Source organism: Kushneria sinocarnis, from assembly GCF_003633775.1.
In the GTDB taxonomy this organism is placed as follows: Bacteria; Pseudomonadota; Gammaproteobacteria; order Pseudomonadales; family Halomonadaceae; genus Kushneria; species Kushneria sinocarnis.
Window position 1 is genome coordinate 101,767 of record NZ_RBIN01000006.1, and the last position, 13,486, is coordinate 115,252.

Sequence of the window (13,486 nt, forward strand, 5' to 3'; positions counted from 1 at the left end):
AAAAACACTCGCCCGCTCGGCGCGAGCAGGCCCGTCACAGGCAACACGGCCGGGAGGCGGGTCCCGGCCGTGTCATTACTCCTCGGTGCCACCGGCGCCGGCGGCATCGCTCTCCCCGGCCTGCAGCGGCTCTTCGCCGACCGCAGCCTCTTCCGGTTCGCTCACTTCTTCCTCGGTCGGTTCATCCAGCCGTACCGTCGATACCAGCCGCTCGGCATCACCCATGCGAATCAGGGTGACCCCCTGGGTGTTGCGTGAACTGCGCGACACTTCGCCCACCCGGGTGCGCACCAGGGTGCCCCGATCACTGATCAGCATCATATCGTCGTGTTCGCCGACCTGGATGGCCGCCACCAGCTCACCGTTGCGCGGCGTGGTCTGCATGGCAATCACGCCCTGGCCGCCACGACCGCGCAGCGGAAACTCCTCGAGCCGGGTACGCTTGCCGTAGCCGTGCTCGGAGGCAGTAAGGATATAGCACTCCCCTTCCTGATGGCCGTTGCCGACGGCTTCGCTGTCATCATCGGCGGCTTCATCAATGATGGTGGTCCGCGGAATGATCAGGCTGATGATCCGGGCACCGTCACTCAGGCGCATGCCACGCACCCCGCGGGCGGTACGGCCCATGGCGCGCACATCGTTTTCGCTGAAGCGGATCGCCTTGCCATTGGAAGAGAGCAGCATGGCGTGATCGGAACCGCTGGTCACGGCCGCCCCCACCAGGCGATCCCCCTCTTCCAGATCGAGGGCGATCAGTCCGGCACTGCGCGGACGCGAGAACTGATCCAGCGAGGTCCGCTTGACGGTACCGTGGGCCGTGGCGAAGAAGATGAAGCTGTCGGCACGATAGTCGCGTACCGGCAGCACCGCGGTAATCCACTCGCCCTCATCGAGCGACAGCAGATTGACCAGCGGCCGGCCACGCGAGCCACGACTGGCCTGGGGCATCTCGTAGACCTTGAGCCAGTACACCTTGCCGCGATCGGAGAACAGCAGCACGGTATCGTGGGTCGAGGCCACCAGCAGATGCTCGATGACGTCCTCATCCTTCATGCTGGTAGCGGACTTGCCGCGTCCGCCGCGCTTCTGCGCCTGGTAGTCCGACAGCGGCTGGCTCTTGGCATAGCCCGAGCGCGAGATCGTGACCACCATGTCCTCTTCGTTGATCAGATCCTCGATGGTCAGATCACGCCGGCTGGCCTGAATCTCGGTGAGGCGCTCGTCGCCGAACTGGTTGCGGATCGCCTCCAGCTCCTCGCGAATCACCTCCATCAGCCGATCGGCGGAGGCCAGGATATGCGTCAGCTCGGCAATGGTATCGAGAATGCCCTTGTACTCGTCGAGCAGCTTCTCGGTTTCCAGCCCGGTCAGCCGGTGCAGGCGGAGGTCCAGGATCGCCTGTGCCTGAGCAGGCGAAAGCTGATAGCGCGCACGATCCTCGGAGAGTCCGTACTGCGCCTCGAGATCCTCGGGACGGCAGGATTCGGCCCCGGCCCGATCGAGCATCTCGGTCACCTGACCCGGCGCCCACTGACGGTCAATCAGCTGCTCTCGGGCCTCGGCCGCGCTGGGCGAGGCCTTGATCAGCTCGATGACCTCATCGATGCTGGAGAGCGCCACGGTCAGGCCTTCGAGGATATGGCCACGTTCACGCGCCTTCTTGAGTTCGTAGAGCGTACGCCGGGTAACCACCTCGCGCCGGTGGCGGATGAAGGCCTCCAGCAGCCCCTTGAGGTTGTGGGTGCGGGGCTGACCGCCCTCCAGCGCCACGATGTTGATGCCGAACACGGTTTCCAGCTGGGTCTGCGCGAACAGGTTGTTGACCACCACATCGCCGGATTCACCGCGGCGGGTTTCGATCACCACCCGCAGCCCTTCCTTGTCGGATTCGTCACGCAGCTCGGCGATGCCGTCGATGCGCTTGTCCTTGACCAGCTCGGCGATCTTCTCGATCAGCCGGGCCTTGTTGACCTGATAGGGCAGCTCGGTAATCACGATATGATCGCGACCGGTACGATCATCGTGCTCGATGGAGTGACGTGCCCGCACGTAGACCCGGCCACGACCGGTACGGTAGGCATCGAGGATGCCGGCGCGGCCATTGATGATGCCGCCGGTCGGAAAGTCCGGCCCCGGAATGTACTCCATCAGGTCATCGATGGAGAGGGTATGATCGTCGATCAGCGCAAGGCAGGCATCGATGGTCTCGCGCATGTTGTGCGGCGGCACATTGGTTGCCATACCCACTGCGATCCCGGAAGCGCCGTTGACCAGCAGATTGGGAACGCGGGTCGGCAGCACCTCGGGGATGCGTTCGGTACCGTCGTAGTTGTCGACCCAGTCGACGGTATCCTTTTCCAGATCGGACAGCAGCTCGTGCGACAGCCGCGCCATGCGCACCTCGGTGTAACGCATGGCTGCAGCGCTGTCGCCATCGATCGAGCCGAAGTTGCCCTGCCCGTCCACCAGCACGTAGCGCATCGAGAAATCCTGCGCCATGCGCACGATGGTGTCGTAAACCGCGCTGTCGCCATGGGGATGGTACTTACCGATGACATCGCCGACGACACGGGCCGACTTCTTGTAGGCCTTGTTCCAGTCGTTGCCGAGCTCGTGCATGGCATAGAGTACGCGCCGATGCACCGGCTTGAGCCCATCACGGACATCAGGCAGTGCCCGCCCGATGATGACGCTCATGGCGTAATCGAGATACGACTGCTTGAGCTCGTCCTCGATATTGACTGGCAGAATCTCTCTGGCGATCTCACCCATGGGTCGTCAAATCCTGGTTCGGTGATCCAAGTAATCCGGCTGCCTGAAGCACAGAGTGCGCGGGCGGCGGATGCCGTCCGAAGGCGCTGACGGCGCGCGATAGCCTGCCGGCGTTGCGGGCAGGAAGCGTCGCTTACAGCATGGCGATGGTAACACACAACACCCCCTGATCGGGCAGGCTCATGGACAACGACATGGACCATCGGTGCAGCTCACGAGGCTCGCCCCGAAGCGATGTGTTGTGTATCGTCACGCTGGCCCCGACCACCCCCGTTGGCTCATAATGGGCGCTCTCGATGGAAGGACACCATGTGGTTCAAGCATTTACATCTCTACCGCCTGCATGAAGACAGCACGTGGTCATTCGATGCCCTGCAGGACGCACTGGCCGCTCACGCCTTTGCGCCGGTCACGTCGCATCAGGCGCGCGCCCACGGCTGGACGACTCCGGCCGGACGCCAAAGTGAACAGCTGCTGCATGAGGTCAGCGGGCATCGCCTGCTGACGCTGATGCGTCAGGAGCGTCTGCTGCCTCCGGCCGTGATTCGCGAGACACTCGAAGAGCGAGTGGCCGAACAGGAAGCCGCCCAGGGCTATCCCCCGGGACGGCGGGAAAAGCAGGCGCTCAAGGAGCGCATCATCGAGGAGCTGCTGCCGCAGGCGTTCACCCGCAGCAGCCGGACCGACCTCTGGTGGGATACCCGACGCGGCCTGATCGGCATCAATGCCTCCAGCGCCAGGCGTGCCGAACAGACGCTGGATGCCCTGCGTCAGTCGCTGGGCAGCCTGAAGGTGGCACCGCTGGCCGTGGCCACGCCCCCCGGGCGCACCATGACCGGCTGGCTGTCGGACCCTGCTGCCCGCCCGGAAGGGCTGCTGCTCGGCGATCAGATCGAACTACGGTCGCGTGCCGATGATGACGGGGTGCTGCGGGCACGCAGCATCGACCCCGATGGCGAGGAGATTCGCACCGCACTCGAGGTCGGTCGTCAGGTCAGTCGTCTGTCACTTGCGCTGGAGGGCCAGCTGAGCCTGACCCTGCAGGAAGATCTCGCCCTGAAATCCCTGCGTTTCGATGATGCCGTCATCGACGAAGCCAACGACAGCAGCGACAGTGATAATCCGGTCATGAGCATGGAAACCGAGTTCGTGCTCATGGCTCAGGTACTTTCCAATGCCGTCGAGCAGCTGATCCGATGGCTGGGCGGCGAAGCCGAGGCGGTGCCCGCGACACCATGACCGATCAGTTCGACCTCGAGGCCGACGCGGCCGGGAATTTCGACGCCATTCGTCCCTTCTACGACGATGAAGTGCCGGCCGTGCTGGCACGACTGACGCGCAACGACGAATTCGTGGACACCGTCGCCCGCTACCGGCTGCCCCGGCTGTTCCGGCGCTTTCGCCCACTGGCGCGTTTCCTGGCACGCCAGGGGCTGCGGCGTGCCATACGCGGCGTCGACTCCATCCGGGATTTCCAGCATCACATTGCGGTCTACATGAATCGCATGATCGAACAGACCACCGCCACCTTCGAGGTGGCGGGGCTGGAGCAGCTGTCGGACGATACGGCCTATCTCTTCATCGGCAATCATCGCGACATCGCGCTTGATCCCGCGTTCGTCAACTACGCGCTCTACCAGGCCGGGCGCGATACGGTGCGTATCGCCATCGGCGACAACCTGTTGCAGAAGCCCTTCGTGACGGACCTGATGCGACTCAACAAGAGTTTCATCGTGCCACGCTCGTCGCGGGGCAAGCGCGCCATGATTGCCGCCTATCAGCAGCTCTCCTGCTATATCCGGCATTCGCTGATCGCGGAAAACCATTCGGTCTGGATGGCCCAGCGCGAGGGTCGGGCCAAGAACGGCGTTGACCGGACCGATGCCGCCATCATCAAGATGCTGGGCATGGCCCGGCGCCAGCGCAATCGCGAAGCCCTGATCGGGGAATCGATCCGTGAACTGCGGGTCGTGCCCGTCTCGATCAGCTACGAGTATGATCCCTGCGATCTGCAGAAGGCACGTGAACTCAAGGCGATCAGCGAGGGGGGACGTTACGAAAAGACCGCCTACGAGGATATTCTCGCGATTGCCGCCGGCATCACCGGCAACAAGGGCCGGGTCCGGCTGGTCTTCGGCACTCCGGTGGGCAGCACCGAAGACAGTCTGGAGTCACTGACGACGGAAATCGACCGTCAGGTGCTGGCCGGCTATACCCTCTTCCCCAGCCATTATCTGGCACTGGAGGCAACCGGACATGCACCCGAGCTGGTCGAGCATCAGGCCATCACCGAGGCCGACCGGCAGCGCTTCCGGCAACGGCTGGCCGAAATCCCCGAGGAACTGCGCGATTACTGGCTGTGCCAGTACGCCAACCCGGTTCTCAACCGCGCCGGCTATACGCCACTCTGATCACGCGGGGCGCGCCCGCTGCCAGGCCATCTCCTGACGGCGGGATCGCCCGCAGCTGCGCCGGTCGGCCCCGGCCGTTACTTGCGCCAGAAGGTCGGGGTCAGCAGTACCAGCACGGTCAGGATCTCCAGACGCCCCATCAGCATGCCCACACAGAGCATCCACTTGGCCGCATCCGGCAGCGAGGAGAAGTTGCCGGCGGGGCCGATGGTACTGCCCAGTCCGGGTCCCACATTGGCCACCGAGGTCGCAGCTCCCGACAGCGCCGTCACCAGATCCAGCCCCATCAGTGCCAGCCCCAGCGTCAGTGTGCCCACGGTAAAGAAGAAGAAGAACGAGAAGGCAATGACCGCCCGTACCACTTCATCGGTCAGCATGCGGCCATTGTAGCGCTGCGCAAAGACCCCGCTGGCATGCACCAGATGACGCAGCTGATTGATCAGCATGATCAGCCCGATCTGAAAGCGGAAGACCTTCATGCCACCACTGGTCGATCCCGAACAGCCGCCGATGAAGGTCAGATAGAAGAAGACGGCGACCGCAAACGGCCCCCACAGGGTGTAGTCATCGGAGGCGTAGCCGGTGGTGGTCACGATGGAGACCACGTTGAAGGCGACCGACGTCACGGCTTCGAAGGGAGGCACGCCCCGCAGCATGCGATAAAGACTCAGCAGCACGATGGAGACGGCCAGCAGCAGCAGCAATCCGCGCACCTGCTGATCCTGCCAGATCGCCAGTGAACGCTGACGCAGCATCTGGATATAGAGCACGAATGGCAGTGCGCCGCACAGCATGAACAGGATGCCGAGCCACAGGATCAGGGGCTGATCGGCGTAGCGGCCGAAGGACACATCGTAGTTGGCGAAGCCGCCGGTGGCGACCGAGCTCATGGCATGCACGACGGCATCCAGCGGTAACATCCCGGCCAGCAGATAACTGATGACCGCCACCAGCGAAAAGCCCAGATAGACCAGTCCGATCGCCTTGGCCACGGTATTGGCACGCGGCAGGATCTTGTCCGACCAGTCCGAGGACTCGGTCTGGAACAGGCGCATCCCCCCGACCTGCAGAAACGGCAGGATGGCAATCGCCATCACGATGATGCCGATCCCGCCCAGCCACTGCATGAGGCCGCGCCAGAGCTTGATACCATCGGAGAGATGATCGATCCCCACCAGTACCGTACTGCCGGTCGTGGTAATGGCCGACACGGTCTCGAAGACGGCATCCGTGGGCGACAGATGCGTCGCCCCCAGCATCAGCGGCAGGCTGGCAAAGGCAGACAGCACCACCCAGCTGGAGGTGGTCAGAATGAACATCTGCCGCGGACGCAGCTCGACCGGAACATGCCGGGTCATGAACAGCAGCAACCCGGCAGCGCCGACCGTAATGCCGAAGGCCACCACAAAGGCCATGACATCGGCGCTGTGCTCCAGAATCAGCAATACCAGCGGCAGCAGCATGATCGCTGCCAGCACCAGCAACAGCACGGCCAGAATGCGCAATACCGGCCCGATGCCGGTGGGGCGGCGCAGCGAAAGCAGGCGCGACATGATTTTCCCCTGACAGTCGGTATCGTGCCCCATCGGCCGCGCCACGGCGATCGGGCCGAGTCACTATACGCCCTCGCACCGCCCGACGCAGCCCCGAGTGATGACACACGTGTCGGTAATCCCGGGGCGTGCAACCGGGGCTGCCCGCTCATTCAGGATGATGGCTCTTCCGGCAGTACCAGGTTGAGTATCATGGCGGTCAAACCCCCGGTGGCCACCCCTGAAGAGAACACATTGGCCACGACATCCGGCAGGTGCTGAAGAAACTGGGGCACCTGTGCGACGCCCAGCCCCATCGCCAGCGAAATGGCCAGAATCAGCAGTGCCCGGCGATCCAGCCGCACCCCGGCAAGAATATTGATTCCGGCCGCCGCCACCGAACCGAACATCACGATGGTGGCCCCGCCCAGCACCGGTTCGGGCATCTGACGGATCACCCCGGAGACGGGAGGCAGCAGCCCCAGAATCACCAGCATGACCGCCACCATCATGCCGACATAACGGCTCGCCACCCCGGTCAGCTGGATGACCCCGTTGTTCTGGGCAAAGGTCGAACTGGGAAAGCTGTTGAGCGCACCGGCCACCAGCGAGCCGAACCCGTTGGCCAGCACCCCGCCGCGAATGCGTCGCATCCAGCGCTCTCCCTCGACCGGCTCGCGGGAGATCGAACTGGTGGCGGTAATATCCCCGATGGCTTCCAGCGAAGTCACCACATAGATCACCAGCAGCGGGATGAACAGGCTCCACGAGAAATCCAGTCCATAGTGCAGCGGCAGCGGCCACTGAAACAGTGGCTGATCCGTCAGCTCCCCGAACGACAGCCGACCCTGCCAGGCCGCCAGCGCATAGCCGACCAGCAGTGCGATAATGATCGCGCCGGTTCGCACCCAGGCCGATCGCGAGCGATTGAGCAGCACGATCACCGCCAGCACGCTCCCCGATAGCAGCAGGTTGTCCGCGGTGGCGAAGGTATCGCTGTTCAACGCGGCCTGCCCCCCGCCCATGCTGACCAGCCCTACCCGAATCAGGGTCAGCCCGATCAGCAGTACCACGATGCCGGTCACCAGCGGCGTGATGACCCGCCTCAGCAGCGGCAGGATGCGCGACAGCCCCATCTCCACGAAGGAGCCCACCATCAGGGTGCCGAAGATCGCCCCCAGCACACCCGGCACCGAAGCGCCGCCCTGCAGCATTGCCGTACCGGTTCCGATGATCGGCCCCAGAAAATTGAAACTGGTGCCCTGAATGGTCAGCAGCCCCGAACCCAGCGGCCCGGGCCGCCAGCACTGCACGAAGGTCGCCAGCCCCGAGACCAGCAGCGACATCGAGATGATCATGCCGGTATCGCGTGCCGGCACCTGCAGGGCCTGACAGATCAGCAGGGCCGGGGTAATGATCGGTACGATGATCGCCATCAGATGCTGGGCCGCCACCAGCAGCAGCGGCAGTGGGCGGGGCCGATCCTCGAGACCATACAGCAGCGGTGTCGGCTGCGGCGATTCATCGGGAGTAGCGTGCGAGGCAGGCTGGGGATCACTGTCGCGGGGCATGGGACCTTCAATCCATTGGCTGTCGATAACGGGCAGGCAGCGCCCGTTGCAAGCGCGGCATTCTAGCGTTACATCACGACCAGCTGAATGGTGAAGGCATTATCGGATGGTCAGCCGGGGGTCAGAGCGGCATATTTCGCCCACTGCCGGCAACCGGTTTTCATGCCGGATGATGCGCCATACCAGGCAAGGGCCACCGGGGCTCCTGCTTGCCATCGGCGCTGTGCTATCGTCGGCATCATCATCCCGAACAAACAGAGGAGCCCGGACATGAGCAGCGAGATCCAGCTCAACCGCGAGATTCAGGAGCTGCGCGGCTTCATCAAGAAATTGCTGCAGGACCTCGACATTCTCAACCGCTCGATGGAAGTGGCGCGCGCCCACTTTGGCGAACGCGACGCCGATGCCAGAATCGCCGATGAAATCTCCCGGGCCACCAGCGTCAAGATTCCCCAGGATGCCAGGGAGCATACACCGGCGGACAAGCTCTTCCTGGAAGTACTCAAGGAAGTGGTGGAAGAGGAAAAGGCGCTGTATTGAGAGATAATGAAAAAGCCGGCACCAGCCGGCTTTCGAATTCAGCTATCGGGCTGCTCGTCCCCACCATCTGGCCCGTTACAGCCTTTGGGAATGAAGGAGGCCTGGACATCCGTCGAACACGTCCATACTCCGTTGTCTGAGCGTTCCAGCGAGATGCTGTTGCCATTCACCTGAGCACTGGCATTATCAAAGGCCAGCGAAATGGTACCTGTTCCTGTTTCTTTATCTGAAGATGCCGTGAGTGTCCCCAGATTCACCTCTTCACTTGTCAGGCCGATGAATCCAGCATCATTTTCAGTAATACTGATTTCCTGACCATTCAGAATTCTTTCTTCCGCTGCCGTTTGAGTCCCACGTATAGTGGCAAGACCGGAAGCCACTTCCGATCTCGCCACATAATCCTGATAGCGCGGAATCGCGATCGCCGCGAGCACGCCGATGATCGCTACCACGATCATCAGTTCGATCAGCGTAAAACCACCCTGACTGCGTTTCATCAATCCCTTCCCCTGTGCTCGGCATATCACCGCCACTCAACAATGAGTGACAGCAGGATAACGGTATAATACCGAGGGCAATATGCTGCGCTGCCACCGGCGTCCATCCTCAGGTAACGGCCATGCGGGCCCGAGCTTTAGCGATACCGGCAGCCGGCCGATAACCATGGGGAACCATTCGCCGAACCGGTCGGATATCCCCATGCCCGAGACTTTCGTTACCTCGCCATCATCGCTGCGCGGACTGGCGCGCCGCCTCGTCGAGGATGGTCTGCTGGATGAAGCCGCTGCCCGCGAAGCGCAGGAGGCAGCCGATGCCGAGGAGTGCCCGCTGCTGCATTACGTCACCCGTGAGGCGCTGGTCTCGGCGCGTGATGCCACCCTGGCCACGGCGTGGGAGTACGGCCTGGCCTGTGTCGATCTGGAAGCGATTCCGGTCACCCATCTGCCGGACATGACCGGCATGAGCGAAGGTCTGCTGCGCCGTCTCGGCGCCCTGCCGCTGGCCCGCCATCCGCATCGGCTGGTCATGGCCGTGGACGCCCCCTCCGCGCTGCCCGGGCTGGATGAGCTGCAGTTCAGCACCGGGCTCTCGGTGGAAGCCGTGCTGGCCCCGGTGGATCAGCTCGCCCGCGCGCTGGAGCAGTACCTGGAACTGCACGACGATGGTGCCATGGCGCTGCTGGGCAACGGTGATTCGCTGGATGAGCTGAACCTGGAAGAGGACCAGGAGAGCGTAAGCGTGGATGCCGCCATCAGCGACAACGACGATGCGCCGGTGGTGCGCTTCGTCAAGCAGCTGATGCTCGATGCCATCCGACGCGGCGCCTCGGATATTCATTTCGAACCCTATGAGACCAGCTTCCGGGTCCGCTTTCGCATCGATGGGCTGCTGATCGAAGCGGCCCGCCCGCCCACGGGCCTGCGCAGCCGGATTACCGCTCGCCTCAAGGTGCTGGCACGCCTCGATATCTCCGAGCGGCGCCTGCCCCAGGACGGCAATATCCGGATGCGCCTTTCGACAAGACGCAGCGTCGATTTTCGTGTCAACACGCTGCCCACGCTTGCAGGAGAGAAGGTCGTGCTACGCCTGCTCGATGCTGCCGAAGCCCGGCTGGGCATCGAGGCACTGGGCTTTCACCCCGAGCAGCAGACCTGTTACGAGACCGCGCTCGCCCGCCCGCAGGGAATGATTCTGGTAACCGGTCCGACCGGCAGCGGCAAGACGGTCACGCTCTACACCGGCCTCAATATTCTCAATACCGAAGAGCGCAACATTGCCACGGCCGAGGACCCGGTCGAGCTGCGTCTTGAAGGCATCAATCAGGTCAATGTCCAGCCACGCATCGGCCTCGACTTCGCCAGTGCCCTGCGCGCCTTTCTGCGTCAGGATCCGGATGTCGTCATGGTGGGGGAGATCCGCGATCTGGAAACCGCCGAGATCGCGGTCAAGGCGGCCCAGACCGGTCACCTGGTGCTCTCCACGCTGCATACCAACTCCGCCGCCGAAACCCTGACGCGGTTGCGCAACATGGGGGTGGCCGCCTTCAACATCGCCAGCTCGGTCTCCCTGATCATCGCCCAGCGTCTTGCCCGCCGACTGTGCGAGCACTGCCGCGAACCGATCACCGTGCCCGACCAGGTATTGCGCGAGGCCGGCGCCAGCGACGCAGAGATCGAACAGGCCACCCTCTACCGGGCGCAGGGCTGTGACCGCTGTACCAATGGCTATCATGGCCGTCTGGGTATCTATGAGGTCATGCCGGTGTCCACGGTCATGAGCCGGCTGATCATGCAGGAAGTCAGTGCCCTGGAGCTGTCCGACCAGGCCCGTCGGGAGGGCCATGACAGTCTGCGTCGCAGCGGGTTGCGCAGGGTCATGGCGGGTGAAACAACGCTTGAAGAGATCAACCGGGTCACCAGCCACTAAAGGAAAACAGTGCCATGACATCGCGTACGGGGTTCGCCCGCACACGAGCGAAGGAACACCCCCGCATTACGGTCTGGAAATGGCAGGGACGCAATGCCCGTGGCAAACGCCTCCAGGGCGAGATGGTCGCGAGCGACCAGAGCGAGGTCCGGCGCCATCTCGCCCAGCAGGGCATCAGCGTACGCAGGTTGAGCCGCAGGCGTTCACTCCCCGTTTTCGGCAATCGCATTCGCAGCCGTGACATCACCCTCTTTGCCCGCCAGATGGCCACCATGATCCATGCCGGTATTCCCCTGCTGCAGGCCTTTACGGCGGTCGCCAACAGCACCACCCAGCCGGCACTGCGCCATCTCATCGAAACCCTGTATCAGGATGTTTCCGGTGGCATGAGCTTCTCCGGCGCTCTGGCCAGGCACCCCGGACACGTCGATGAGCTGTTCGTCCACCTGGTAGCCGCGGGTGAGCAGGCTGGTGCCCTGGACCGGATGCTGGAGCGGATCGCCCTCTACAAGGAACGGCTGGAAGTACTGCGCGCGCGAGTCCTGAAGGCGATGTACTACCCCGTTTCGGTGATCGGCGTGGGGATCGGTATTACCGTTCTGTTGCTGGTCGAGGTGGTGCCTCAGTTCGAGACCATGTTCTCGGGCTTCGGTGCCGAGCTGCCCATGCCCACCCAACTCACCATTCGGCTCTCGGAAACGGTACAGGCGTGGTGGTTCCAGAGTCTTGTTGTCCTGCTGGGGGCGGGTGTGCTGCTGCGCTTCATCCTGCGGCGTTCACCCGTGCTGAACCTGCAGCTGAGTCGCCTCTCTCTCAGGCTGCCGGTCATTGGCGGCATTCTGGAAAAATCGGCCATCGCCCGTTTTACCCGTACCCTTTCCACCAGTTTCGCTGCCGGCGTACCATTGCTGGAGGCGCTCGAGACTGCTTCCGGAGCCTGCGGCAATCAGGTCTTTGCCCGGGCTGTCAATGACATCCGAGCCGACGTCAATAACGGGCAGCAGCTGCACATCGCCATGCGCAACACCAGCCTTTTTTCATCGATGTCGCTTCAAATGGTGGCCATCGGTGAAGAGGCGGGCTCGCTGGATGATATGCTCGACCGGGTCGCCGAATTCCACGAAACCGAAGTGGAAAATCGCGTGGACACCCTCACCTCCCTGCTGGAGCCCTTCATCATCGTGGTGCTGGGCCTGCTGGTAGGCGGTCTGGTGTTGTCGATGTATCTGCCGGTATTCGAACTGGGCAGCGCCATCTGAGCGATGCCCTGTCATGACAACGCCACTCGGACAGCGTCCGAGTCATTTGCCTTCGCTGCGGAGATTGTTTCTTGACATCCCTGACGATGCTGCCGCCCTGGCCGGTACTGACGGTACTGCTGCTGGTGGCGCTGGCCCTGGGCAGCTTTCTCAATGTGGTCATCACGCGACTGCCGGTGATCCTGATGCGCGGCTGGCGCGCCGAGGCGCGTGACGCGCTGGAACTGCCCGGCGAATCACTGCCCCGCTTCAATCTGCTGACCCCGGGCTCGCTCTGTCCGCACTGCGAGCATCCCATCGCCTGGCACGACAACCTCCCGCTTCTGGGCTACCTCAAGCGGCGTGGCCGCTGTGCCCACTGTCAGGGCAGGATCAGTCCCCAGTATCCCCTGGTCGAACTGACCACCCTGCTGCTCACCCTGGCGGTCATCTGGCAACAGGGCCTGGGCCTCGACAGTCTCGCCCTTCTGGCCGCCTGCCTGGTCCTGCTGGTACTGGCCGTGATCGATCTGCGCACCCAGCTGCTGCCGGACATCCTGACTCAGCCACTGCTCTGGGGCGGCCTGCTTTATCATCTGGTCTTCGCACCTTCCGGGCTTGCAGACTCGGTCATTGGCGCGCTGGCCGGCTATCTGGTGCTATGGTCCCTTTACTGGCTGTTCCGGCTGCTCACCGGGCGCGAAGGGATGGGCCAGGGCGACTTCAAGCTGCTGGCCGCGCTGGGCGCCTGGTGCGGCTGGCCCTCGCTGCCACCGCTACTGGTCATTGCCACGCTGCTGGGGTCAATCTATGGCATCGGACTGCAGCTGCGGCGTCCCGGCACCCGCGGACAGCCGCTGGCCTTCGGCCCCTTTCTGGTCATTGCCGGCTGGCTGATGCTGCTGCACGGCCCGATGCTGACAGCGGCTTACATGAGTGTACTGGGGTTGTAGACTGCCCAGCGCCAATACCTGTCATCATGTCAAAGGAGAGCG

The 13,486-nt window shown here is 63.3% G+C and carries 10 protein-coding genes; 6 read left to right on the forward strand and 4 right to left on the reverse strand.

Going from position 1 to position 13,486, the window contains the following annotated elements; genetic code table 11:
- Positions 1-75: 75 nt before the first annotated feature.
- Positions 76-2,772 (reverse strand): DNA gyrase subunit A, encoded by a 2,697-nt coding sequence (gyrA, locus tag C7446_RS10825; RefSeq protein ID WP_121173130.1) that lies wholly within the window; start codon positions 2,770-2,772, stop codon positions 76-78.
- A gap of 309 nt (positions 2,773-3,081) precedes the next feature.
- Here gyrA and C7446_RS10830 point away from each other — a divergent pair, with 309 nt between their 5' ends.
- Entirely contained in the window at positions 3,082-4,011 is a 930-nt protein-coding gene (locus C7446_RS10830; RefSeq protein ID WP_121173131.1) for a recombination-associated protein RdgC, read from the forward strand.
- Positions 4,008-5,183 (forward strand): 1-acyl-sn-glycerol-3-phosphate acyltransferase, encoded by a 1,176-nt coding sequence (locus C7446_RS10835; RefSeq protein ID WP_121173314.1) that lies wholly within the window; start codon positions 4,008-4,010, stop codon positions 5,181-5,183. The genes C7446_RS10830 and C7446_RS10835 overlap by 4 nt, the downstream gene beginning before the upstream one ends.
- 77 nt (positions 5,184-5,260) lie before the next feature.
- Here the strand turns inward: C7446_RS10835 and C7446_RS10840 are convergent, their stop codons facing one another.
- Together C7446_RS10840 and C7446_RS10845 are read right to left on the reverse strand one after the other, a co-directional pair.
- Positions 5,261-6,736 carry a TrkH family potassium uptake protein gene (locus C7446_RS10840; RefSeq protein ID WP_121173132.1) on the reverse strand — a complete coding sequence of 492 codons (1,476 nt, stop codon included), beginning with the start codon at positions 6,734-6,736 and terminating at the stop codon, positions 5,261-5,263.
- Positions 6,737-6,888: 152 nt separating this feature from the next.
- Positions 6,889-8,286: a uracil-xanthine permease family protein gene (locus tag C7446_RS10845; protein ID WP_121173133.1), complete on the reverse strand. Its 1,398-nt coding sequence runs from the start codon at positions 8,284-8,286 to the stop codon at positions 6,889-6,891.
- 270 nt (positions 8,287-8,556) lie between these two features.
- Here C7446_RS10845 and C7446_RS10850 point away from each other — a divergent pair, with 270 nt between their 5' ends.
- Positions 8,557-8,826 (forward strand): hypothetical protein, encoded by a 270-nt coding sequence (locus C7446_RS10850; RefSeq protein WP_121173134.1) that lies wholly within the window; start codon positions 8,557-8,559, stop codon positions 8,824-8,826.
- 38 nt (positions 8,827-8,864) lie between these two features.
- On the opposite strand, the gene C7446_RS10855 is transcribed toward C7446_RS10850, so the two are convergent.
- A complete protein-coding gene (locus C7446_RS10855; protein WP_121173135.1) occupies positions 8,865-9,323 on the reverse strand; it encodes a pilin in 459 nt (152 codons plus the stop codon).
- 202 nt (positions 9,324-9,525) lie between these two features.
- Between C7446_RS10855 and pilB the strand changes: the two genes are divergently transcribed.
- The 3 genes from pilB (at position 9,526) to C7446_RS10870 (ending at position 13,444) form a co-directional block, all read left to right on the forward strand.
- Positions 9,526-11,253, forward strand: a complete 1,728-nt coding sequence (gene pilB, locus C7446_RS10860; RefSeq protein ID WP_245977818.1) for a type IV-A pilus assembly ATPase PilB — start codon at positions 9,526-9,528, stop codon at positions 11,251-11,253.
- A gap of 14 nt (positions 11,254-11,267) precedes the next feature.
- Positions 11,268-12,512, forward strand: coding sequence for a type II secretion system F family protein (locus tag C7446_RS10865; protein ID WP_121173137.1), 1,245 nt, complete (start codon positions 11,268-11,270; stop codon positions 12,510-12,512).
- 86 nt (positions 12,513-12,598) lie between these two features.
- On the forward strand, positions 12,599-13,444 hold the full coding sequence (locus C7446_RS10870) for a prepilin peptidase (protein WP_121173138.1): 846 nt from the start codon (positions 12,599-12,601) through the stop codon (positions 13,442-13,444).
- The last annotated feature ends 42 nt before the right edge of the window (positions 13,445-13,486 follow it).